This window comes from Sphingobium sp. HWE2-09 (assembly GCF_035989265.1).
In the GTDB taxonomy this organism is placed as follows: domain Bacteria; phylum Pseudomonadota; class Alphaproteobacteria; order Sphingomonadales; family Sphingomonadaceae; genus Sphingobium.
Genome location: NZ_JAYKZX010000003.1, coordinates 2,352,080 through 2,373,496, shown reverse-complemented (window position 1 = coordinate 2,373,496; position 21,417 = coordinate 2,352,080). Strand labels below are relative to the sequence as shown.

The following is a 21,417-nucleotide window of genomic DNA, read 5'->3' as shown; positions in this document are numbered from 1 at the left end:
TGCCCCGGTCCAAGCCCGGGGCGATGGCCTTCACTCGCCGGTGGTGCTCGTCCCGTCCGCTGGCTGGCTCTGTTCGCCGCCTTCGGGCAGGCGCGACGTCATCCCCGTCGCTTCGGCATCATCCTGAATCTGCTGCTGTTCCGATACGGATGGGGGCGGCGCGGCTGGAGTCGCGACGGCATTATTCTGTAGCTCGGGCAGCGGCGCTTCGGGTTCCGGCACGTCTACATTCTCGACCGGCGGCTCGACCAGTTCGTTGGTGACGGTCGGCGCTTCCTCTTCTTTCTTGCCGCAGGCGGAGAGGATGAGCGCGCCAGCAAGGGCGGCAAAAGCAATCTTACGCATGGATCAGTCCTTCAAGGCGATAGCGGGGGAGGGGGCGGCGGTGGGATCGACCCGGCGGCTCGACGCCTCGATCTTCTGCGCGAGCAGCTTGTCCCAGCCATAAGGATCGGCGCGGAAGCTGACCGTGCCGTTATTGCCAGCGAACGCCGTCCAATAGAGCAGATAGACCGCCACCTGACTGGGCAGCGACACCCGCTGGGTCTTGCCTTCATCGATCAGCGTCTGGATCTGGCCGTTCAGATTGGGGTCGGCGGCGACCATCAGTTCGGCCAGCGCCACCGGCTTTTCCAAGCGGATGCAACCATGGCTGGCGAGCCGGTCATAGCTGGAGAATTTTCCGCGCGACGGCGTGTCGTGCAGATAGACGGCGAAGGGATTGTTGAAATCGAACTTCAACCGCCCCAGCGCGCTGCCCGGTCCGGCCGGCTGGACGATCCGTTCGCCGCCTTCGGGCGTCTTGACGATCTTGTAGCCCTGCCGTGCCAGCGCCGCCCGTCCCTTGGGGAATAATTCCCGCTTGGCGATCGACATCGGCACGTTCCACGGCGGATTGACCACGATCGAATGGATGCTGGACGTCAGCATCGGGGTCTGGTTGTCCGGGCTGCCGGTGACGGCGCGCATCGAACTGACCGGCTGGTCGCCTTCGAATACGGTCAGCACGGCGGCGGCGATGTTCACCTGCACGCGATTGACCGGCAGGCTGCGCGGCATCCAGCGCCACCGCTCCATATTCGCCATGATCGCGGCGATGCGATCGTCCACCCCGACATTGAGCGCTTCCAACGTGCGTGCGCCAAGCTGGCCGGTAGGTTCCAGACCATAGCGGCGTTGGGCGCGCTGGATCACATCGACCAGCTTCTCGTTCGGCGTGACGGCGGGGTCTTCCAGCGCGATGCGCGCGCGTACCACGTCGGGCGCACTGGACGCGGTCAGCGTCGGCCAGCCGCCCTTGTCGCGGATCGCCTCATAGCGAGCCAGCCCCTTGCGCAGCGTGTCATAGCCCGACCAGGGCGGCGTCAGCCCCGTGGACCATTGCGCCAGCCGATCCTCGCTCACCGCCTTGGCGAGGCCGGGGCGGGGATCGAAGGCGGCGGGGCGCAACGCCCAGATCTGCAGGAAGTCGGCAGTATCGACCCGGCCGGTGCTGAGCGCCTTGGCGCGGTCGAGCAGGGCGCCGACCAGCGCGTCGCCGCGCAGCGGACCGCTTGCCTTCTGCCGTGCCATCAGCCCCTGCGCCGCGCCGTTCTTCAGCCAGTCATTGGCCCAGGCCTCCTGCGCCGGGGACAGCGCCGGGATCGGCACGGGCGGCGGTGGCAGGGGCACCGGCTGCACCGTCGGCGCAGGCAGCGTCGGCGCGATAATGGGTGGCGGGGTCTGCGCGGCGAGCGGCAGCGCAGCGACGCTGGCGAGCGTCAGCAGCGGGATACGGATCATGTCGGGACGGTTCATGCTGGACCAGATAGCGCAAAGCCGCCACGGTTCAAATCGCGATAGCGGGAAAAGATCATGCTGCACGTTGTTCACCATCCCGCCTATGTCTCCCCTGCAACAGCTGGCAGCCGATTTCGTTTCGACAAATATGGCCTGGTGATGGATGCCTTGCGCGAAACCGGCGTGGACATGCAGGTGATCGAGCCGCAACCCATCACGCGACACTGGATCGATGCGGTGCATGATCCGGCCTATGTCGATGAAGTGCTGACCCTGTCGGTCCCGCCGGAAAAGGCGCGGCGGATCGGCTTTCCCGTTACGGAACGGGTGATGCGCCGGTCTATATTGTCGCCCGGCGGCACATGGGCGGCGGCGAAACTCGCCATGATCCATGGCTATGCCGCCAATGCGGCGGGCGGCAGCCATCATGCGCTGGCCGACACGGGCGCTGGCTATTGCGTGTTCAACGACCTTGCCATCGCCGCGAACCGGCTGGTGGCGGAGGGGGACGCGGCGCGCATCCTGATCCTCGACCTCGACGTGCATCAGGGAGATGGCACCGCGTCGCTGCTGGCCGGGCGGTCCGATATCTTCACCCTGTCGATCCACGCGGAAAAGAATTTCCCGGTGCGCAAGGCGCGCTCGACGCTGGATATCGGGCTGGACGACGGCACGGATGACACGGCCTATCTGGCGACGCTTTCCGACATATTGCCCCGCGTGCTGAATGATTTCGCGCCCGACCTCATCCTTTACCAGGCGGGGGTCGATACCCATGGCGATGACAGGCTCGGCCGACTGGCCCTGACCGACGCCGGACTGGACGCGCGCGACCGCTATGTGATGCGCCAGGCGCGCGGCCGCGGCGTGCCGGTCGCCAGCACCATGGGCGGCGGCTATGGTGACGACCGGATGGCGATCGCCCACCGTCACGCCGCCTGCATGATCAGGATGGCGCAGGAGGCAGGGTGATAATAGATGGAGGGCGTTCCAGGGGGAACTCAGTCCAGCGGACGCGCGGCCTTCTCGGCGATGCCCGACACGCCTTCGCGCCGGTCCAGTTCGTCCAGCACGGCGTCCAGCGGCACGTCCATGTCGGCCAGCAGCAGCATTAGGTGGAACAGCAGGTCGGCGCTTTCGCCGATAACCTCGGCGCGATCGTCCGCCATGGCGGCGATCACCGTTTCCACCGCTTCTTCGCCGACCTTCTGCGCGATCTTGGCGCGGCCCCTGGCGGTCAGCTTGGCGACATAGGAGGCCGACGGGTCGGCGCTCCGCCGCTGGCGGATGGTCTGTTCTAAGGTTTGAAGGGTCGCGCGCATGGCCGCCATCAAGCGCCGCGCGCGCGACCCGTCAATCGATTATTTGCGCTTGCGGCCCGCAAAGAACATGCGACCGGCCAATACGGCCGCGCCCATGCCGAACAGCGCCATCTGTTCGGGTTCCGGCACCGGCGTCGGCGTACCACCCGAAGAACTGGGCGCGCCGCCCGTGCTGGTGTTGCCACCCGTGCTCGTGTTGCCACCGCTGGACGACCCACCGCACTTGCCGAACCAGCACCAGAAGGTGGCGTTGGCAGGTGCCGGCGTTGCCAGACCCATCAGGCTGGCCGACCCCGCGACCAGAAGAAGTTTGCTGATTTTCATATTTCTCACCCCGTTTGGAAAAGACACTTATCGTGTGAAACGACCCTGTCTCCTCCTAAGCAGTTTATGTGCCAGTTCGGCCAAACGACGCTTTTCCGCTATCGGTCGAAACATGCTTAACGGGCCGGATATGGTTAATGTCAATTAACCCGACATTCCGGCGCTTTTCCGTGCCTCAGTGGCGACGAACGGAGATGTTTGCGGCGGCCAGCGCCTGATGCGCTTCGGCAATGGTGTGTTGACCGAAATGAAATATGGACGCGGCCAGAACGGCGCTGGCATGACCCTGCACCACGCCCTCGACCAAGTGGCCGAGCGTGCCGACACCGCCGCTGGCGATCACTGGCACGGATACGGCGTCGGCGATCGTCCGGGTCAGCGCTAGATCATAGCCCTGCTTGGTGCCGTCCCCGTCCATTGAGGTGACGAGCAGTTCGCCCGCGCCCAGTTCCGCAAGCCGCAGCGCATGCTCCAACGCATCGATCCCGGTCGGCTTGCGCCCGCCATGGGTGAAAATCTCCCAGCGGCTCTCGCCCACTTTGCGCGCATCGACCGATCCGACGATGCACTGGCTGCCGAAGCGATCGGCGATGTCGGCGACCAGTTCGGGCCGCGCGACTGCTGCGCTGTTGACCGCCACCTTGTCCGCCCCCGCCAGCAGCAGTGCGCGCGCATCCTCCGGCGTACGCACCCCGCCGCCCACGGTGACCGGCATGAAGCAGACTTCGGCAGTGCGCCGCACCACGTCCAATATCGTCCCCCGCGCCTCATGCGTGGCGGTGATGTCCAGGAAGCAGAGCTCGTCCGCCCCCGCCGCATCATAGAGTTTCGCCTGCTCCACCGGATCGCCGGCGTCTTTGAGGTCCACGAAATTGACGCCCTTGACCACCCGGCCATTGGCGACGTCGAGACAGGGGATGACGCGGGTACGGACGGTCATCCTTCCTCCCCTGCCAGGGGAGGGGGACCGCCGGCGGAGCCGGTGGTGAAGGGGGTTAGCCTCATGGCGATGCGCGAGGGGCTTGCCCCCTCCACCATGCTGCGCATGGTCCCCCTCCCCGTGCCGGGGAGGAAAAGACTTGCACCCATCACGCCGCCGCCTGCGCCACCGCCAGCGCGGTCTTCAGGTCCAGCCGCCCATCATACAAAGCGCGCCCGGTGATCACGCCCTCGACCCCATCCTCGGTATGCAGGCTCAGGATGCGGATGTCAGCGATCCCCGCCACGCCACCGCTGGCGATCACCGGGATGGCGGTGGCGCGGGCAAGATCGACGGTCGCGTCGATATTGCAGCCTTTGAGCATCCCATCCCGGCCGACATCAGTGAAGAGCAGCGACGCAACGCCCGCATCCTCGAACCGGCGGGCCAGGTCAATGACCGGCATATCGCTTTTTTCTGCCCAGCCATCGGTCGCGACGAAGCCGTCGCGCGCATCGACCGCGACGACGATGCCGCCGGGAAAGTCGCGCGCCGCCGCCTTGACGAAGGCCGGGTCTTTCAGTGCCGCCGTGCCGATGACGATGCGCGATACGCCCAGGTCAAACCAGCGCTCCACGGCTTCGCGATTGCGGATGCCGCCGCCCAGCTGCACATGGCCGGGAAAGGCAGCCACGATCGCCTCGACCGCTTCGGCATTGACCGCCCGACCTGCAAAACTGCCGTCCAGATCGACCACATGGAGATGCTGCGCGCCCGCATCGGCGAACAGCACGGCCTGCGCGGCGGGATCGTCGCCATAGACGGTGGCGCGGTCCATATCGCCCTCTGCGAGGCGCACGACCTGCCCGTTTTTAAGGTCGATGGCGGGAAAGACGATCAGAGACATGAGTTCACCAGACAATAATAGGGTAGCGTGTTCCCGCGCAGGCGGGAACCCAGTTCAAACGGCGGGACTGGATTCCCGCCTGCGCGGGAACACGGACGGGTGCGATCACGGCTTCCAGTCCAGAAACCGCGCCAGAAAAGCCAGCCCGTAACGCTGGCTCTTTTCCGGGTGGAACTGGCAGCCGATGATCGTGTCGCGCGCGACTGCGGCGACCAGCGGCCCGCCATGATCGGTCGTCGCAGCGACATGGGCGGGGTCGGCCGCTTCGAAATGATAGCTGTGCAGGAAATAGGCCTCGCCCGCTTCGATCAGGGGCGGCGCGCCGTTCAGCACGACATCGTTCCACCCCATATGTGGCACCTTCACCGCCGCGTCGTCCGGTTCGATCAGCCGCACGGTGCCCGGGATCCAGCCCAGCCCCGCATGTCGCCCGAATTCTTCGCCCGCGTTCGCCAGCAACTGCATCCCCACGCACACGCCCAGGAACGGCACGCCGCGCGCATTCACCGCCTGCGTCATCGCATCCACCATGCCGGGGATCGCCACCAGCGCATCGCGGCACGCGCGAAACGCGCCCACGCCCGGCAGCACGATCCGGTCGGCCTTCGCCACGACATCGGCGTCGGCTGTGATCGTCACATCCTCCGCGCCCGCCTTGCGCAGCGCATTATGCACCGAATGCAGATTGCCCGCGCCATAGTCGATCAGCGCGATCATGTTTTCAGAACGTCCAAGCCATCCGCAACGAAGCTGGGATTGAACTGCGTCAGCGTCACCTCCGCCACGCCGTTCAGCACGAACGGATCGGTCGCCACCTTCGCTTCGATGTCGGCCTTTTCGCCCCGGGCGATCAATATGCCGCCGTCACGCGGCACCTTGCGCCCCGCGACCAGCAGCCACCCGTCGGCCAGTCCTGCCTTCAACCACGCCACATGTGCGTCCATATGTGAATCCACGGTGGGCAGATCGACGATATAGTGCAGCGACACGATGAACATGGGTCCGACCTTTCCTGCCTTTTACAACATGCCCTTGGTGGACGGGATCGCGTCCGCCTTGCGCGGGTCGATCTCCACCGCCTGCCGCAGCGCGCGGGCCAGCCCCTTGAACGCGCTTTCGACGATATGGTGGTTGTTGCTGCCATAGATCAGCTCGATATGCAGCGTGATCCCGGCCGCCTGCGCGAAGCTGTGGAAGAAATGCTCCACCATCTCCGTGTCCCATTCGCCAATCTTGGTGACGGTGAAGGGCAGCTTGCACACCAGCCAGGGACGGCCGGAAATGTCGAGCGCGACGCGGCTCAGCGTCTCGTCCATCGGCGAATAGACGCTGCCGTACCGGCTGATCCCGCGCTTGTCGCCCAGCGCCTTGCCCAGCGCCTCGCCGATCGCGATCGCGGTATCCTCGGTCGTGTGATGCTGGTCGATATGCAGGTCGCCGACCGTCTTGACGGTCATGTCGATCAGCGAATGGCGCGACAACTGCTCGATCATATGATCCAGAAAGCCGATGCCCGTCGACACCGTATAGAGGCCAGTCCCGTCGAGGTTGACGGTGACGTCGATCTGGGTTTCCGCCGTGTTGCGGTGAATCTCGGCCGTGCGCATGGCCGCCCTATAGCGTGTAGCGCCCGTCATGCAATCTGCCATGCAATCGGCGCGTGCAATCCGCTTGCAGGGGTTGACCGCATGTTTCGGGCCGTTAGGACATTGCGCCATGAGCGAAGACCTGCCTGACAGCCTGATTCCCTATGACGAAATCGTGCAGGAAGCCCTGCGCGCGGTCGTCGGCCGCGTGTTGGGAGAGGTGCAACAGTCCGGCGGCCTCCCCGGCGCGCATCATTTCTACATCACCTTCAAGACCCAGGCGCCCGGCGTGGACATCCCCCGCAGCCTGATCGAGCGCTTCCCGGACGAAATGACCATCGTCCTCCAGAATAAATATTGGGATTTGAAGGTCAGCGACCATCATTTCGAAGTCAGCCTGACCTTCAACCAGGTCGCCGCCCACCTCAACATCCCCTTCAGCGCGATCACCGCCTTCGTGGACCCGGCCGTCAATTTCGCGCTCCAGTTCCAGGTCGCGGCGGACGAACTCCCCGAACCCCACGACGCGGCAGAGAATGACGCGCCGCAGGTGACGAGCGAAGACGGTTCGAACGTGGTGACGGTGGATTTCGGGAAGAAGAAGTAAGGGCGGCGGGGCAGGTCAGGCCGTTGGTCATTGGAATTTTGCAGCCCCGCCTTACATGACAGTCTCTTGAGATTCCTTCTCAAATGGAGACTCTATTCATGCCCGCTGCCACCCGCACCGAAACCGACAGTATCGGCGCCATAGAGGTGCCAGCCGCCGCCTATTGGGGCGCGCAGACGCAGCGGAGTGTCGAGAATTTCCCGTTCGGTGAGCCGGAACGGATGCCGATCGGCATCGTCCATGCCCAGGCGATCGTGAAGCAGGCGGCGGCGCGGGTGAATGGCAAGCATGGTCTGGACGCCACACTGGTTGCCGCGATCGAGGATGCCGCGCAGCAGATCGTGTCGGGCGCGCTGGACGATCAATTCCCCCTCGTCATCTGGCAGACCGGGTCGGGCACCCAGACCAACATGAACGTCAACGAAGTGATCGCCGGTTTCGCTAATGCGCAACTGGCGGGCACGCGCGGCGGCAAAAGCCCGGTCCATCCCAACGACCATGTGAATATGAGCCAGTCGTCCAACGACAGCTTCCCGACCGCGCTGCATGTCGCGACCGTCATTGCGACCCGCGACCGGCTGATCCCCGCCCTCGAAAAACTGACCGGCGCTTTGACCGTCAAGGCGCAGGCCTGGGGCCATATCGTCAAGATCGGCCGCACCCATACGCAGGATGCGACGCCGCTGACGCTAGGTCAGGAATTTTCGGGCTATGCCGCGCAACTGGTGAGCGCGCGGGCGCGGATCGAAGGGGCGCTGAACGGCAATATCCGTAAGCTGGCGATCGGCGGCACGGCGGTGGGCACTGGTCTCAACGCGCCCGAAGGCTGGGCGGAGGATATGGTCGCGGCGATCAGCGACATCGTCGGCACGGACTTCGAAAGCGCGCCTAACAAGTTCGAACAGCTCGCCGCCAAGGACGGCCTCGTCTTCTTCGCGGGCGCCTTGAGCACGCTAGCGGTTTCGCTGACCAAGATCGCCAACGATATCCGTTTCCTGGGGTCGGGGCCGCGATCGGGGCTGGGCGAACTGGACCTGCCCGCCAACGAACCGGGCAGCTCGATCATGCCGGGTAAGGTCAACCCGACCCAGTGCGAATCGCTCACGATGGTGGCCGCGCAGGTGATCGGCAATGCGCAGGCGGTGACGATCGGGGGCATGCAGGGACATTTCGAACTGAACGTCTTCATGCCGCTGATCGGGGCCAATGTGTTGCGCTCGATCCATCTGCTCAGCGTCGGCATGGAAAGTTTCGCCGAACGCTGCGTCGAAGGCCTGGTGGCAAATGAAGCGCGCATCGCCGATCTGGTCGATCGCTCGCTGATGCTGGTCACCGCGCTCGCGCCCGAAATCGGCTATGACAATGCCGCCGCGATTGCCAAGCATGCCCACAAGTCGGGGCAGACGTTGAAGGAAGCGGGCCTGGAACTGGGGCTTGTGGACGAAGCGACCTTCGATCGGCTGGTGCGGCCTGAAAATATGGTGTGATCGGGTGCCTCTGGCGGAACCGGCGGGGCTTCGATACATTAACCCTGTATGAAGAAAAAAGCCCTCACCCCCTCCGCCCCGCTGGTGACGATCCGTCCGCCGAAAAAGGCGGGCCTGTTGCGAAAAGCCGCGCGTGTCGGCGCGACCGTGGTCGCCGCGCGGGTCGCGGCGGCAACGGGCAAGAAGGGCGTCTTTGGCCTGATCGCGGGCGCGGGCGTGAAGCGGGTGATCATGCGCTATCCCGCCGGCGCCTTGTTTGTTACCGGCGCCTATATGGCGGGCAAGCTGTTTGAAGCCAAGAAGGAGGCGGATCGCAAGAAGAGCCTCAAGCTGCTGCCCGACAAGAGCGGCGAGCCGATCCCGATCGAAAGCGCGCGCAAGGTCGGCAATATCTAAAGCGCCGCTTGCCAGTCGCGCACCGCGTCGATCGGCCAGGCCAGCATCAATATATTGAGCGTCAGATTGTCGCGGATCACCGCCAGCGCCACAAGTTCCAGCGCGATGGCGAGCGTCACCGTGACCCACACAGGCGCGCGGGCGGCAAAGGCAAAGCCCAGCGTCATCATGCCGATATCGCTCATCGAATTGACGATCGTGTCGCCCGAATAGCCCAGCGCGATCGTCGCCGTGCGATAGCGGTCGATGATGATCGGCGAGTTCTCCAATATCTCCCAAGCCAATTCGACCAACACCGCCAGCGCCAGCCGCGGCCCGATCGGCCGCCCGCGCAACAACAGCCGCGCGCCTGCGTAAAACAGGAAGCCATGGATCACATGGCTCAGGCTGTACCAGTCGGCGATATGCTGGCTGTTCCCGCTGTCCAGCGCCCCGTGCCACAGTTCCACCCGGCCGTAGGTGCAGATGGGTGGCCGGTGCATCAGGAACAGTAGGATGCCGGCTCCCAACGCGATCAGCGCGGCGACGATGAAGCCGCGCCAGTTGGCCTTGTGTCTGCGTCGCATCGCTTCTCCCCACCGCCCTCTTGCAAAAGCGCGTCCTACGCGCCACTAGCGGCCATGGCCGACACCATTTCTTCAGAGACTCCCGATTTCAAGCGGCGGGGCGTTCTTTTCGTCCTGTCATCGCCATCGGGCGCGGGCAAATCCACCATCGCGCGCAAATTGCTGGCGGCCGAACCGGACCTGTCCATGTCGGTGTCCGCGACCACGCGGCCGATGCGGCCGGGCGAAGTCGACGGCAAGGATTATCATTTCGTCGATCTGGAAGAATTTCGCCGGATGACGGCGGACCATGAATTTCTGGAATGGGCGCATGTCTTCGGCCAGCGCTACGGCACGCCGCGCGCGCCGGTCGAAGCGATGCTGAAATCCGGCAAGGACGTCTTGTTCGACATCGACTGGCAGGGCGCGCAGCAGTTGCACCAGATCGCCGGGGGCGACGTCGTCCGCATCTTCATCCTGCCGCCTTCCATGGAAGAACTGGAACGCCGCCTGCGCGGGCGGGGCACCGACAGCAACGAAGTCATCGAAGGCCGCATGGCGCGCGCCGCGGGCGAGATCGCCCATTGGGACGGCTATGACTATGTGCTGTGCAATGTCGATGCGCAGGATTGTTTCGAACGCGTGCAAACCATCCTGCACGCCGAACGCATGAAGCGCAGCCGCCAGACCGGCCTGATCGGCTTCATCCGCAAACTCGGCCGCTATCACCAGGACGATTAAGTCCGTTCAAACCCCGCCGGGTCCGCCCAGTCGGGATGGGTCCAGGCCATCGCCTTGAATAACATCCCCATCTCCGCACCGTCGGTCAGGCGATGGCGTGCGGCCTCCACCTCTGCGGCGCGGGCCGGGGCGGTGCGGGCCAGCTGGTCGGCACGCGCCTCGATGCCCAGCTGGCGCAGATAATCGCCTTGGCCGACCGGCCCATGCACCCGCAATCCCGCCTGCCGCGCCATATTGCCCAATATCGTGAAATCGACATGGGTGGTCAGGTCCACCTCGCCCGGATCGGTGAAAGGGTCGGCGAACTGGTGCGCCCTGACCGCCTGCAACGTGTCGCCCAGCGCCGGGCCTTCATAGCCATAATCGATGATGATCGCCGCGCCGCCCTGCTTGGCGATACGATGGGCCAGCGCATAGGCGATGCCCGCGCCGACGATCGGCGATTCCAGGATCGCGCCTTCGGGCGCATCCACGGCAAAGGACGGCAGCCCGGATTCGATGCGGCGGTATCCGGGTACGGGCAGGAAGCGGCCCGCCGCCTCTCGACTGACGACGACCCGCTCACGCCATTCGTCGCCGACGCGGATGCACTGGCGGACGGGCAGGGCGTCGAAAAATTCGTTGGCGACCACCAGCAGCGGGCCGGTGTCGGGCAGGCTGTCGATCGTGTCATGATGGACAACATGGGGCAGCATGGCGCTCTGCCGCTCGCGTAAAGTCGGGCTGGTTTCGACCAGATGCATTTTCGGCGCGAGCGCGGCCCGCTCCATCGCCCGCAACGCATCCGCCGCCAATGTGCCTCGACCGGGGCCAAGTTCGACATAGGCCGGATCGGGGCGGCGACCCGACCGCATCCAGATGTCGGCGAGGGCCAGCCCTACCAGTTCGCCGAACATCTGGCTGATTTCCGGCGCCGTCGTAAAGTCGCCCTCCGCGCCCAGCGGATCGCGGGTGGCATAATAATGCTGGTTCGCTTCGGCGATATAATGGGCGACCGAAATCGGCCCGCCCGACGCGATCTGTCGCGCCAGCCGATCGGCCAGCGCGACCGGTTCAGCCGACACTGGCGCTGCCCGCGATCGGCTCCACCCGCACGCGACGCCGACCGGCGGTGCCGATCAGATAGAGGCCGCCCAGGATCATCGGCACGCACAGCCATTGTCCCATATGCAGGCCGGTCCGCGCGGCGAACTCCATCAACTGCGCGTCGGCTTCTCGGACATATTCCACGCCAAAGCGGAAGCAGCCATAGCCCAGCAGGAATATGCCGACCAGCATGCCCGGCTTATACCGCGCACGGGTCTTCCAGAAGGCGAAGGCCAGGATGAGGAACAGGACGATCCCCTCCAGCCCGGCTTCGTACAACTGGCTGGGGTGCCGGGGGTAGGGGCCGCCGGTCGGGAAGATGATCGCCCAGGGCACGTCGGTTTCCTTGCCCCACAACTCCCCGTTCACGAAATTGGCGAGACGCCCAAAGAACAGCCCGAACGGCACCACGCAGGCGACATAGTCATGGATGCGCAACCAGCTGAGCTTCTCCTTCCACGCCATGTAGAGAATGCCCAGCGACACGCCCACCGCCCCGCCATGGAAAGACATGCCGCCATTCCACAATTTGAAGATGTCGAGCGGATGGCTGAGGATTTCAGGCTGGTAAAAGATCACATAGGCCAGCCGCCCACCGATGATGATGCCCAGCGTCGCATAGAAGATCATGTCGTCGGCATGGCGACGCCCCATCGGCGATCCGGGCTGGGCGACCAGTTTGAGCAGATACCAATAGCCGATCAGGATACCCGCCAGATAGGCAAGGCTGTACCATTTCAGCGTGAAGAAGCCCAGATTGAGGGCAACGGGGTCCAGCCCCAGATCTTCAAAGCGAATGGCGCCCGAAGCGGCGGCGGCAAGGTCCAGGATCAAAACGACGTCCCCTTGGGAATTGGATTGCGGGCATAGAACAAGCGAGGGGGAAGATGAAGGGGGAAGGCGATATCGGAGCGGTTATGATCAGCGATGGTCAGGAACGGCTGCGTCTGGTGTTGCCGCTGGACCGCGATCTCTGAGCGGTTATGATCACGCCGCCAACTGGATCACGTCACAGGGAGTTGCCGCTGGACCGCGATCTCTGAGCGGTTATGATGCGTGTCACCGCGCTCTGCTCGATTGCACAGTTGCCGTTGGACCGCGATCTCTGAGCGGTTATGATCGCCCGGCGCGTGAACCCGAACCATGTGTCGTTGCCGCTGGACCGCGATCTCTGAGCGGTTATGATTCGATCGTCGCCTTCGCCAAGGATGGCGAGGTTGCCGCTGGACCGCGATCTCTGAGCGGTTATGATATCCAATACAGTTGCGGCTCTTGGGGTGAGTTGCCGCTGGACCGCGATCTCTGAGCGGTTATGATATGCGCCGCGATGGTTAGTTGCTGCCAGTGTTGCCGCTGGACCGCGATCTCTGAGCGGTTATGATCGCATCGCCGGGTGAAGCACGCCGGGACATAGTTGCCGCTGGACCGCGATCTCTGAGCGGTTATGATGACGATGATGCTCTCAGTTGGTGCAACCGGTTGCCGCTGGACCGCGATCTCTGAGCGGTTATGATACCCGGGGGCCGCGTCGCTGCGCGCCTGGCGTTGCCGCTGGACCGCGATCTCTGAGCGGTTATGATATCTCTTCGCCGAGCGCCATCATCTCGCGTGTTGCCGCTGGACCGCGATCTCTGAGCGGTTATGATCGGCAGAAATGCGCGCATAGAGACGGCGCAGTTGCCGCTGGACCGCGATCTCTGAGCGGTTATGATAATGAGGAAGTAGACGACGAGACGGTCACGGTTGCCGCTGGACCGCGATCTCTGAGCGGTTATGATTCTACAGCACAGGATTAGGCGGCATAACGGGTTGCCGCTGGACCGCGATCTCTGAGCGGTTATGATAAATCATCGCCATCGCTCGCGATTGCCACGGTTGCCGCTGGACCGCGATCTCTGAGCGGTTATGATTCATCTTCGCCAAGGCTAGCGCGCAACCGGGTTGCCGCTGGACCGCGATCTCTGAGCGGTTATGATTCTGCGTCGCCTCCGCCAATGGAACATTAGGTTGCCGCTGGACCGCGATCTCTGAGCGGTTATGATGTTGGCACGTTACTGATCGGCAAGCTCGCAGTTGCCGCTGGACCGCGATCTCTGAGCGGTTATGATAATATGGCTCTATGACCGTCGCCTTTGTCGGTTGCCGCTGGACCGCGATCTCTGAGCGGTTATGATTGGGGCGAACCGATATGGCGGCTCGACACTGTTGCCGCTGGACCGCGATCTCTGAGCGGTTATGATGCCCGGCGCGAGGCGGCATCGCGGGCGCAGGTTGCCGCTGGACCGCGATCTCTGAGCGGTTATGATACTGTTGATGATGGTGCGGATGACACTCATGTTGCCGCTGGACCGCGATCTCTGAGCGGTTATGATTTCGCGCAGCGTGAAGCCGCCAACGGATGCGTTGCCGCTGGACCGCGATCTCTGAGCGGTTATGATCTTGCCATCCATGGCCAAGTCCACGGCGGTGTTGCCGCTGGACCGCGATCTCTGAGCGGTTATGATCGCAGTTCGCGCAGATCTTCGCGTCGCATGGTTGCCGCTGGACCGCGATCTCTGAGCGGTTATGATCAGCACCATCGCATGGCAATGCCTGCGCTTGTTGCCGCTGGACCGCGATCTCTGAGCGGTTATGATCAACAACAAGGCCAATGCATCGACCGTGGGGTTGCCGCTGGACCGCGATCTCTGAGCGGTTATGATGAATTTTCGCCGTTTTACAACGTAGAGCGCGTTGCCGCTGGACCGCGATCTCTGAGCGGTTATGATTTTCGCGCGCGCCAGCTGCTCGAAAGGCGGGTTGCCGCTGGACCGCGATCTCTGAGCGGTTATGATGACCGGCTTGAAATAGCGCGGCGTCTTGCGGTTGCCGCTGGACCGCGATCTCTGAGCGGTTATGATTATGCTCTAACGCCATTCCGTTTGGCTAACGTTGCCGCTGGACCGCGATCTCTGAGCGGTTATGATCGAGCGACTAGACCCTGCAAACACGCGTTGGTTGCCGCTGGACCGCGATCTCTGAGCGGTTATGATCGGCAGCGGCGAAGGGTGGCGACCAGGACGGTTGCCGCTGGACCGCGATCTCTGAGCGGTTATGATTTCGGTCGCCAACTGGTTCAAGGAAAAGCTGTTGCCGCTGGACCGCGATCTCTGAGCGGTTATGATGAAGACGGCCACCGCCTACGTCAAAATTGCGTTGCCGCTGGACCGCGATCTCTGAGCGGTTATGATCAAAAGGTACCGCTGCCAGTGCGGCTAAGCGTTGCCGCTGGACCGCGATCTCTGAGCGGTTATGATCGCGAGGAGATTGTCGTCCTCGCAATTCTCGTTGCCGCTGGACCGCGATCTCTGAGCGGTTATGATGGATCAGTGGGTATCGTGTTGAAAGGCAACGCAATATCCGCTGATCCAGCCAGGAAAAATTCCCGCGAATCATTAGAATAGCGCAAGCTGATCCGGATTTTTCTGCTGCCGCCTCCGGCGTTGTCCTGAAAATCGCACGATATTTTCATATTGGCGGTCCGTGAAGCTGAGGATGTGAACGTCACCACGATCGGGCAGGCGCGATTCAACTCGGCGCATGTAGGTTTCGAACTGTTCCTTGCCGTTGCAGAAGCGAGCATAGACGGAAAACTGGCTTTTTTCAAAACCTTCATCCAGCAAAAACTCGCGAAATTTGGTGGCCGCGCGGGCCTGTTCTTTTGTCGTCACGGGCAGGTCGAACATCACGAATTGAACCGCGCCGGGTTTGTCGGAGGCTCCAACTCTTGAGTAGATGGAGCCGATATGAGCAAGACGACGAACAAATTTGCGCCGGAAGTACGCGAGCGAGCGATCCGGATGGTGCTGGATCACGAGCGGGATTACCCATCGCGCTGGGCCGCGGTGGTATCGATTGCCGAGAAGATCGGCTGCTCACCGCCGACGCTGCATGAGTGGGTGAAGAAGGCTGAGGTCGACAGCGGTAAGCGGGCGGGTGTCCCAGCCGAAATTGCCGACAGGGTGAAGGCGCTGGAGCGCGAGGTTCGCGAACTGCGGCAGGCCAATGAGATTCTCCGCAAGGCATCGGCATATTTTGCTCAGGCGGAGCTCGACCGCCCGTTTCGGCGATGATTGCGTTCATTGACGATCACCGCGATGCCTATGGGGTCGAGCCGATCTGCCGCGTCCTGCCGATCGCCCCATCCACTTATCACGAGCGCGTCGCGCAGCGACAGGATCCGACACGCTTGTCGGCGCGGGCGCGGCGGGATGCGGCCCTCAAGCCGGAGATCGCGCGCGTGTTCGCCGAGAACTTCGCGGTCTACGGCGTGCGCAAGGTGTGGCGGCAGATGATGCGGGAGGGCGTGCCCGTCGCCCGCTGTACGGTCGCCCGGCTGATGCGCGAGATGGGCTTGGCCGGAGTGATCCGGGGCAAGCCAGTGCGCACGACCATCAGCGACAAGGCAGCAGCTTGCCCGCTCGATCACGTTAACCGCAGGTTCTACGCGCCAGCGCCGAACATGCTGTGGGTATCCGACTTTACCTATGTCGCGACCTGGGCCGGCTTCGTTTACGTCGCTTTCATCATCGATACCTACGCCAGGCGGATTGTAGGCTGGCGAGCCAGCAGGACAGCGCACGCAAGCTTCGTCCTCGATGCGCTGGAACAGGCGCTTTATGATCGACGGCCGGCCCATCGGGGCGGCCTCATCCATCATAGCGACCGCGGGTCGCAATACGTGTCCATCAAATACACCGAGCGCCTCGCCGAAGCCGGGATCGAGCCGTCTGTCGGCAGCGTCGGCGACAGCTACGACAATGCTTTGGCTGAGACGATCAACGGCCTTTACAAAGCCGAGGTGATCCACCGGCGAGGACCGTGGCGCAGCTTCGAAGCGGTCGAGTATGCCACGCTCGAATGGGTCGACTGGTTCAACAATCGCCGGCTGCTGGAGCCTATCGGCAACATCCCGCCTGCCGAAGCCGAAGATCAATATTATGCTGCCGCGGACAACATCGATATGGCAGCGTGACTCACAACCCAACGCCTCCGGCAAATCCGGCGCGGTTCAAATATCCACATCAGCCGGTATCCGCTCAATTGGGTGGCGCTCATGCGAGCAACGAATCAAGTCCTGCCAGTTCCAGCGCGGATGGCGGAACGGGCAGGATGATGTCGGCCGCCTGCCCGCTCTGAAAGGCGCGGGCCAGGCTTTGCGCGGCGCGATTGGCGGCGCCTGCCACCGTGGTGGTGCCGTCCGCGCCGGGCAGGTCGAGCGCGATCAATCCGGCAAAGGCGCGCTTGGCCTCCGGCGTCACGCCCTCTATCCCGCGCGCTAAGATGCGCACGGCCAATGCATCGACCAGCGGCCGGAACGGTTCGATCAGATCGTCGGCCAGGGCAAAGGCGTTGGTCCGGTTGGCGTGATGCACGCCAATCGAGGGATGCAGGCCGGATGCGACGACGGCGCGCGCGCACAGCGATCGCAACACCGTATAGCCATAGTTGAGCAGGGCGTTGACGCCCTCGGCATCGCGGTCGCGCCGAAAGCCTTCCCCCATCAGCAGCGGCCAGTAACGCCGCGCCGCCTGCGCCTCGACATTGTCCGGATCGCCCGATCCAACGCGCCGCGCCAGCAGGTCGAAGGCGGAGGCGGATACGCCATTGGCCTCCAGCACGGCCGCCTGCCAGCGTATCTTGGCGATGATGATGCGCCGCCAGAGTTGCTTGGACAGCGGCTTTCCTGCCTCCCACTGCGCCCGCATCCGGCTGTTCTGGGCATGATGCCCGTCCAGCGGCAGGCAGACGGCGACGGGGGCATGATTGCTGCCGCACAGCAGCATCACCGCGCCCCGCTGCGCCAGCGCGACGATCAGGTTGGTGGACCAGGTGACGCCATGCGCATGAACGATGACGGCGGTGACATCGTCCAGCGGCACCCGCCCGACTTCCACCCGCTCTTCGGATACGATCAGGAAACCGCGATAGGTGGACAGATGGCGGCCGTCCGTGGCGATATCGACGATCCGATCCATCCCCGGCCCCCGCCGCTACCCGTCAGGTCCGCTTGCGCGTCTTGCGGCGGGCCGTGCGCGCCGGGAAGCCGGGATCGAGTACGCGCCCGATCTCGTCGATGCGCACCTGTCTGGCCTTGACCTTTTTAAGCCCGCCGCTGGTCGGCGAAAAATATTTGAAGGGGTCATCGTCCCTGGGCGCTGCGTCCCGCCGTTTCAAATCCCCGGATTCTTGATGCTCAGCGAGCGTAATCTGGCCGTTCTGCCCAAATTTCACGACACGCATGAGCTTCATCGCCTCCCCCTCGCGCTCGATCGCCAGCAGGTCATTCTGGTGCAGACTCAACACCTTGCGCGCCGCCGGATGGGGTCGGGGCAGTTCGGCGCCCTGATGGGCATCGAACATGGACACGACGCTGGACATCGCCTGTCCGTCCTGATCCCGCCAATTCGCCACCCACTTCCCATCCGGTAATTCCCACACGTCGTAACGATAATTGGAATCGCCCTTATATCCCTTATAGATATGTCCATTCCGGTCACGGATCGGGATGACGGTCAAAGGCTCGACCACGCGAACGCGGCGAACGCCGCCATAAGGGTGCCATTCGCGCACGCCAAATTCCCCGATCGCCTTTTCGAACGCCTTGCCCTCCAGGCCGTCGAGATGCTGGTAGAGCGCAGCCTTCAGGTCGGCATCGCGGACGCGATCCAGGTCGGACAATTTCTTGAAGCTGGTCAGCGGTACGCGACGCACGACGATGCTGTTGCCCTTGGCGTCGGTTTCGCCGGTGAAGCCATAAGCGGTATCGTTATGCAGGCGTCCCGCCGTCGCATCCTGACCCTTGGGCAGGCCGGCCTTGGACGCCGTGCCATGATCGGTCCGGTGGCTGACGGTGATGGCGTTGACCGCGGTGCGCAGATGGTCGCGGAATCCTTCCCAAGGATCGGGAATCTTGATCCGCTCGCGCCCTTCGGCACCCTCCTGACCGGAAACGCGCGCAATCGCGTTCAGCATCCCGCGATCGACGATCGCCACCACCACCGCGTCGATGGCATGGTGGCGATGGTCGAGCCGGTTCTTCGCCTGGTCCGCGCCGCCACCGAAATTATGATCGGGCAACAGGTCGTTGAGGCCCAGCTTGCGCCGTACCATTTCGGTCAGCCGCCCCGGCGACACCCAGATATGCCCGCTGCCTTCGCCCTTATCGGGGTAGAGCGTGCCCAGATATTCGCGCGACAGCCGGGCGAGATATTGGGTATCGACCAGATGCCGGGCCTGAAAGCCGCTTTCATCCTTGAACTTCTCCATCGCGTCGGGTTCGAAACGCCAGCGTTTATTCTTGGGCAACTGCGCGGCCCGAGCGGCGATCTCTTCCCAACGGGCGGTATGGCCCCACGCCTCATAAGGGGATCGTTTGCGCTTTTCGCGATTGGCTTCGCGCATACACAAAATCTTGTTGCCATTGCTGTCGTCCAGCGTGGCGGTGAAAGGCAGGATATGATCCACCTCGATCGCTGCGGAAAATAGCATCTCGATCGAAATCTGCTGCCCGCTATAGATGCAGCGCCGGTCCAGCACATTTGCAGGGTTCAGTTCTTCCCACAGCTTGAGCAGCGCGCGGTTCGCCCCGCTATCGGCCTGCCCGATGGCCAACAGCTTCTCCGACCGCCGCTCCGCCGCCAGCCGGTTGTCATTATTCTCCCGGTTGATCCGTTTCTTATCCTCATCGGTCAGCTTAAGTTCGCGCGCCAGTTCGATCGCGATTTCCGCGGGCGGGCCATAGGCGCGGATCAGGCGGTTGACGATGCGGCGTAGCTGGTTGAGTCCGATATGCACGGTCGGGTTGGTCAGGCGGCCGACGCGCATTTCATCCGAATGGGATGGATCTCCCGTGCCTGGCATGATGTGCCGCTCCAGCGCGACGCCATAATAGGGGAGCTGCGGGCGTCCCTCGTCGTCCTCGAAGATTTCCCCGGTACGCAGGTCGCTATGGTGGCCCAGGCCCGCTGCCGTGACGGCCTCGCTATAGACCAGCACGCGCCCGTCCTTTTCGCCATCGCGCAGGGCGTCGATCAGCCTGCTGGTCGCGGTCAGCCCGAAACGGCCATAGCCCTGCGGCAATGGCGCGTTGAGGACGGCGCGGGCCTGCTCCGTCGTCAGATCATAGGTTTCGCTTAGCCAAGTGCGGAACGCCGCGTCTTCCGCATCGCTTTCGACTTCGCCGATCCGCGCGATCACATCCCATTGCGCTTCCACGGACAGATGCACCCAGCGATTGCCGAAGCGCGTCTTTGCCCCCATCGCGGCCGCCACCTCATCGCCTTTCAGGTCGGTGCGATTTTCGCTTTCCTTGTTGAAGCGCGCGTCGGGATCCAGCTTCAACGTCTTGCGCAGGCTTTCGAAACTGACCTTGCCCTTGTCCTTGAGTTTCAGGAAAAGGATATCCCGCTCCTCATGCGTCAACCGCTGCGCGACTTCGCCGGGGCGCACGATCATCAGGGCGTTCAGTTCCTCCAGAAGGCGGCGGCGCTGGAACAGCGGATGCGCCTTGGGCAGGCGCGGGTCGCCCGCGATCAGCGTACACATGCCGATCCGCGGCGCTTTCAAAGGACGTTGGTAGAAGATGATCTCGCGCAGCCGTTTGTAAACCGCATCGGTCAGCACGGCGGGGTGGTGCGGCGCCTGCGCTTCCCAGATGGCGTCGAATTCCTCCTCCATCAGCGCGCGGCCGGGGTAGAAGTCATAGCCATCGCCCTTGACGCCTTCGCCGCTTTCCGGGCGCAGTCGCGTGCGGACGCTTTTGCCCGCCAGACGACGCTCATACAGCCACTTGCCATAGGTCCAGCTACCCGGTTCTGCCCCCGCTTCGGCTTCGTCCTCAGCAATGGCGTCACGCGTGCGGTCGATGCCGACGGCGATCTTGCCGGCATCGTCGTCCGCCTTGCGATCGGCCTTGCGGTTGGACTTGAAGCCGCGCCGCTGGTTGAGGTGGAACAGCGCACGCCCCAATTCCGGCAAGGTCAGCGCCTCGTCCAGCGCGCGCGCCCGCACCGCATAGGGATCGATCGCCGCCATCTCCTGGCGCGCACCGTCGTCCGCAGGGAACAGGCCATCGGCGATCAGATATTTGATCAGCGCCCGCTGCCGCTGCTGAAACCGGTCCCGCCGTCGCCGCATCGCCCGCGCATCGCGACGGTCCACGGCCAAGGATGCGCCGGACTTGGGATCGCGACCGTCGCTGAAGATGCGCGATCCGGCTGCGAGAATGCCGATCGGTTTGCCGTCCACGGGCGCGTCCAGTTCAATCGCCGCCCAGCCGAGCGAATTGGCGCCCAGATCGGCACCTAGGCGCCAGACTTTACTATCCGTCATTGTTATTCACTCCCCCGTCACGACCACAATGGAAGGGCAGGGCCAAAGGTCAAGTCCGGTTTGGCGGTCAAAATGGAGGCGGCAAACAGACGGGCTTGACCAGGAAGATTTCAGCGGTAGAAATGACGTATCAGAGATCGCGGTCTGGCAGTTAACAAGTGTTAGTACGCACCAGATAAGGGCGACGCTACGGCGTCGCTTTTTTTGTTTTTAACGATCAGTTGGTTGTCATGGCGTAGCGGTTTGCCCGTCCACGGCTCCGCCTGCGCGGGGCGGGCCGCCAGCAGCGCGGTAGGGTAGAGCCTTCGCACCACCGCTACCCGCCGGATTGCGCTTACAAGATAGC

At 63.6% G+C, this 21,417-nt stretch carries 21 protein-coding genes, 1 CRISPR repeat array and 1 other annotated feature; of the genes, 6 read left to right on the top strand and 15 right to left on the bottom strand.

The window, feature by feature from the left end:
* Window positions 1–30: 30 nt before the first annotated feature.
* Both U5A89_RS17005 and U5A89_RS17000 read right to left on the bottom strand, forming a co-directional pair.
* Window positions 31–345, bottom strand: coding sequence for a hypothetical protein (locus U5A89_RS17005; RefSeq protein WP_338162230.1), 315 nt, complete (start codon window positions 343–345; stop codon window positions 31–33).
* Between the two features lie 3 nt (window positions 346–348).
* Window positions 349–1,797 carry a L,D-transpeptidase family protein gene (locus U5A89_RS17000; RefSeq protein ID WP_338162229.1) on the bottom strand — a complete coding sequence of 483 codons (1,449 nt, stop codon included), beginning with the start codon at window positions 1,795–1,797 and terminating at the stop codon, window positions 349–351.
* Between the two features lie 57 nt (window positions 1,798–1,854).
* On the opposite strand from U5A89_RS17000, the gene U5A89_RS16995 reads away from it, so the two are divergent.
* The gene (locus U5A89_RS16995; protein WP_338162228.1) at window positions 1,855–2,751 is read left to right on the top strand and encodes a histone deacetylase family protein; all 897 of its coding nucleotides are present in this window, start codon (window positions 1,855–1,857) and stop codon (window positions 2,749–2,751) included.
* 29 nt (window positions 2,752–2,780) lie between these two features.
* On the opposite strand, the gene U5A89_RS16990 is transcribed toward U5A89_RS16995, so the two are convergent.
* The 7 genes from U5A89_RS16990 to hisB form a co-directional block, all read right to left on the bottom strand.
* Window positions 2,781–3,101, bottom strand: a complete 321-nt coding sequence (locus tag U5A89_RS16990) for a phosphoribosyl-ATP diphosphatase (protein ID WP_338162227.1) — start codon at window positions 3,099–3,101, stop codon at window positions 2,781–2,783.
* A 39-nt stretch (window positions 3,102–3,140) separates the two neighbouring features.
* The gene (locus U5A89_RS16985) at window positions 3,141–3,425 is read right to left on the bottom strand and encodes a PEP-CTERM sorting domain-containing protein (RefSeq protein WP_338162226.1); all 285 of its coding nucleotides are present in this window, start codon (window positions 3,423–3,425) and stop codon (window positions 3,141–3,143) included.
* A 175-nt stretch (window positions 3,426–3,600) separates the two neighbouring features.
* Window positions 3,601–4,365 carry an imidazole glycerol phosphate synthase subunit HisF gene (gene hisF, locus U5A89_RS16980; protein WP_338162225.1) on the bottom strand — a complete coding sequence of 255 codons (765 nt, stop codon included), beginning with the start codon at window positions 4,363–4,365 and terminating at the stop codon, window positions 3,601–3,603.
* 148 nt (window positions 4,366–4,513) lie between these two features.
* Window positions 4,514–5,251, bottom strand: a complete 738-nt coding sequence (hisA, locus tag U5A89_RS16975) for a 1-(5-phosphoribosyl)-5-[(5-phosphoribosylamino)methylideneamino]imidazole-4-carboxamide isomerase (protein WP_338162224.1) — start codon at window positions 5,249–5,251, stop codon at window positions 4,514–4,516.
* 105 nt (window positions 5,252–5,356) lie between these two features.
* The gene (gene hisH / locus U5A89_RS16970) at window positions 5,357–5,968 is read right to left on the bottom strand and encodes an imidazole glycerol phosphate synthase subunit HisH (protein WP_338162223.1); all 612 of its coding nucleotides are present in this window, start codon (window positions 5,966–5,968) and stop codon (window positions 5,357–5,359) included.
* Window positions 5,965–6,249: a YciI family protein gene (locus tag U5A89_RS16965; RefSeq protein ID WP_338162222.1), complete on the bottom strand. Its 285-nt coding sequence runs from the start codon at window positions 6,247–6,249 to the stop codon at window positions 5,965–5,967. The genes hisH and U5A89_RS16965 overlap by 4 nt, the downstream gene beginning before the upstream one ends.
* Window positions 6,250–6,270: 21 nt before the next feature.
* On the bottom strand, window positions 6,271–6,858 hold the full coding sequence (gene hisB, locus U5A89_RS16960) for an imidazoleglycerol-phosphate dehydratase HisB (RefSeq protein ID WP_338162221.1): 588 nt from the start codon (window positions 6,856–6,858) through the stop codon (window positions 6,271–6,273).
* 109 nt (window positions 6,859–6,967) lie between these two features.
* On the opposite strand from hisB, the gene U5A89_RS16955 reads away from it, so the two are divergent.
* The 3 genes from U5A89_RS16955 to U5A89_RS16945 all read left to right on the top strand — a co-directional run bounded on the left by U5A89_RS16955 (window position 6,968) and on the right by U5A89_RS16945 (window position 9,327).
* Window positions 6,968–7,444 carry an SspB family protein gene (locus U5A89_RS16955; RefSeq protein WP_338162220.1) on the top strand — a complete coding sequence of 159 codons (477 nt, stop codon included), beginning with the start codon at window positions 6,968–6,970 and terminating at the stop codon, window positions 7,442–7,444.
* A gap of 98 nt (window positions 7,445–7,542) precedes the next feature.
* Window positions 7,543–8,931: a class II fumarate hydratase gene (gene fumC, locus U5A89_RS16950; protein ID WP_338162219.1), complete on the top strand. Its 1,389-nt coding sequence runs from the start codon at window positions 7,543–7,545 to the stop codon at window positions 8,929–8,931.
* Between the two features lie 48 nt (window positions 8,932–8,979).
* Window positions 8,980–9,327 carry a hypothetical protein gene (locus U5A89_RS16945; RefSeq protein ID WP_338162218.1) on the top strand — a complete coding sequence of 116 codons (348 nt, stop codon included), beginning with the start codon at window positions 8,980–8,982 and terminating at the stop codon, window positions 9,325–9,327.
* Here U5A89_RS16945 and U5A89_RS16940 read toward each other — a convergent pair.
* Window positions 9,324–9,893, bottom strand: a complete 570-nt coding sequence (locus tag U5A89_RS16940) for a DUF2585 domain-containing protein (protein WP_338162217.1) — start codon at window positions 9,891–9,893, stop codon at window positions 9,324–9,326. The genes U5A89_RS16945 and U5A89_RS16940 overlap by 4 nt on opposite strands.
* A 54-nt stretch (window positions 9,894–9,947) precedes the next feature.
* Between U5A89_RS16940 and gmk the strand changes: the two genes are divergently transcribed.
* Entirely contained in the window at window positions 9,948–10,613 is a 666-nt protein-coding gene (gene gmk / locus U5A89_RS16935) for a guanylate kinase (RefSeq protein ID WP_338162216.1), read from the top strand.
* On the opposite strand, the gene U5A89_RS16930 is transcribed toward gmk, so the two are convergent.
* The 3 genes from U5A89_RS16930 to cas2 all read right to left on the bottom strand — a co-directional run bounded on the left by U5A89_RS16930 (window position 10,610) and on the right by cas2 (window position 15,424).
* Entirely contained in the window at window positions 10,610–11,677 is a 1,068-nt protein-coding gene (locus U5A89_RS16930) for a class I SAM-dependent methyltransferase (RefSeq protein ID WP_338162215.1), read from the bottom strand. The genes gmk and U5A89_RS16930 overlap by 4 nt on opposite strands.
* Entirely contained in the window at window positions 11,667–12,533 is an 867-nt protein-coding gene (gene lgt, locus U5A89_RS16925) for a prolipoprotein diacylglyceryl transferase (RefSeq protein ID WP_338162214.1), read from the bottom strand. Before lgt ends, U5A89_RS16930 begins: the two co-directional genes overlap by 11 nt.
* A gap of 118 nt (window positions 12,534–12,651) precedes the next feature.
* A CRISPR array of direct repeats spans window positions 12,652–15,061; the repeat unit is 36 nt; unit sequence GTTGCCGCTGGACCGCGATCTCTGAGCGGTTATGAT.
* A gap of 72 nt (window positions 15,062–15,133) precedes the next feature.
* On the bottom strand, window positions 15,134–15,424 hold the full coding sequence (cas2, locus tag U5A89_RS16920) for a CRISPR-associated endonuclease Cas2 (protein ID WP_338162213.1): 291 nt from the start codon (window positions 15,422–15,424) through the stop codon (window positions 15,134–15,136).
* Between the two features lie 60 nt (window positions 15,425–15,484).
* Between cas2 and U5A89_RS16915 the strand changes: the two genes are divergently transcribed.
* A protein-coding gene (locus U5A89_RS16915) for an IS3 family transposase (protein WP_338159455.1) occupies window positions 15,485–16,713 on the top strand; the annotation gives its coding sequence in 2 pieces (ribosomal slippage) (window positions 15,485–15,773 and window positions 15,773–16,713; 1,230 coding nt in all).
* Window positions 15,766–15,882, top strand: a sequence feature (AL1L pseudoknot). Its footprint overlaps the gene before it by 117 nt.
* A 79-nt stretch (window positions 16,714–16,792) precedes the next feature.
* Here the strand turns inward: U5A89_RS16915 and cas1 are convergent.
* Both cas1 and cas9 read right to left on the bottom strand, forming a co-directional pair.
* The gene (gene cas1 / locus U5A89_RS16910; RefSeq protein WP_338162212.1) at window positions 16,793–17,716 is read right to left on the bottom strand and encodes a type II CRISPR-associated endonuclease Cas1; all 924 of its coding nucleotides are present in this window, start codon (window positions 17,714–17,716) and stop codon (window positions 16,793–16,795) included.
* Between the two features lie 22 nt (window positions 17,717–17,738).
* On the bottom strand, window positions 17,739–21,071 hold the full coding sequence (gene cas9, locus U5A89_RS16905) for a type II CRISPR RNA-guided endonuclease Cas9 (protein WP_338162211.1): 3,333 nt from the start codon (window positions 21,069–21,071) through the stop codon (window positions 17,739–17,741).
* Window positions 21,072–21,417: the final 346 nt, after the last annotated feature.

Excerpts from the sequence above, each read along its gene's own strand:
- U5A89_RS16945 (WP_338162218.1), top strand. The coding sequence starts at position 8,980 with ATGAAGAAAAAAGCCCTCACCCCCTCCGCCCCGCTGGTGACGATCCGT.
- hisF (WP_338162225.1), bottom strand. The coding sequence starts at position 4,365 with ATGACCGTCCGTACCCGCGTCATCCCCTGTCTCGACGTCGCCAATGGC.
- U5A89_RS17000 (WP_338162229.1), bottom strand. The coding sequence starts at position 1,797 with ATGAACCGTCCCGACATGATCCGTATCCCGCTGCTGACGCTCGCCAGC.
- U5A89_RS17005 (WP_338162230.1), bottom strand. The coding sequence starts at position 345 with ATGCGTAAGATTGCTTTTGCCGCCCTTGCTGGCGCGCTCATCCTCTCC.
- U5A89_RS16955 (WP_338162220.1), top strand. The coding sequence starts at position 6,968 with ATGAGCGAAGACCTGCCTGACAGCCTGATTCCCTATGACGAAATCGTG.
- U5A89_RS16990 (WP_338162227.1), bottom strand. The coding sequence starts at position 3,101 with ATGCGCGCGACCCTTCAAACCTTAGAACAGACCATCCGCCAGCGGCGG.
- cas2 (WP_338162213.1), bottom strand. The coding sequence starts at position 15,424 with ATGTTCGACCTGCCCGTGACGACAAAAGAACAGGCCCGCGCGGCCACC.
- hisB (WP_338162221.1), bottom strand. The coding sequence starts at position 6,858 with ATGCGCACGGCCGAGATTCACCGCAACACGGCGGAAACCCAGATCGAC.
- fumC (WP_338162219.1), top strand. The coding sequence starts at position 7,543 with ATGCCCGCTGCCACCCGCACCGAAACCGACAGTATCGGCGCCATAGAG.
- U5A89_RS16965 (WP_338162222.1), bottom strand. The coding sequence starts at position 6,249 with ATGTTCATCGTGTCGCTGCACTATATCGTCGATCTGCCCACCGTGGAT.
- gmk (WP_338162216.1), top strand. The coding sequence starts at position 9,948 with ATGGCCGACACCATTTCTTCAGAGACTCCCGATTTCAAGCGGCGGGGC.
- cas9 (WP_338162211.1), bottom strand. The coding sequence starts at position 21,071 with ATGACGGATAGTAAAGTCTGGCGCCTAGGTGCCGATCTGGGCGCCAAT.
- U5A89_RS16995 (WP_338162228.1), top strand. The coding sequence starts at position 1,855 with ATGCTGCACGTTGTTCACCATCCCGCCTATGTCTCCCCTGCAACAGCT.
- U5A89_RS16985 (WP_338162226.1), bottom strand. The coding sequence starts at position 3,425 with ATGAAAATCAGCAAACTTCTTCTGGTCGCGGGGTCGGCCAGCCTGATG.
- cas1 (WP_338162212.1), bottom strand. The coding sequence starts at position 17,716 with ATGGATCGGATCGTCGATATCGCCACGGACGGCCGCCATCTGTCCACC.
- hisA (WP_338162224.1), bottom strand. The coding sequence starts at position 5,251 with ATGTCTCTGATCGTCTTTCCCGCCATCGACCTTAAAAACGGGCAGGTC.
- hisH (WP_338162223.1), bottom strand. The coding sequence starts at position 5,968 with ATGATCGCGCTGATCGACTATGGCGCGGGCAATCTGCATTCGGTGCAT.
- U5A89_RS16940 (WP_338162217.1), bottom strand. The coding sequence starts at position 9,893 with ATGCGACGCAGACACAAGGCCAACTGGCGCGGCTTCATCGTCGCCGCG.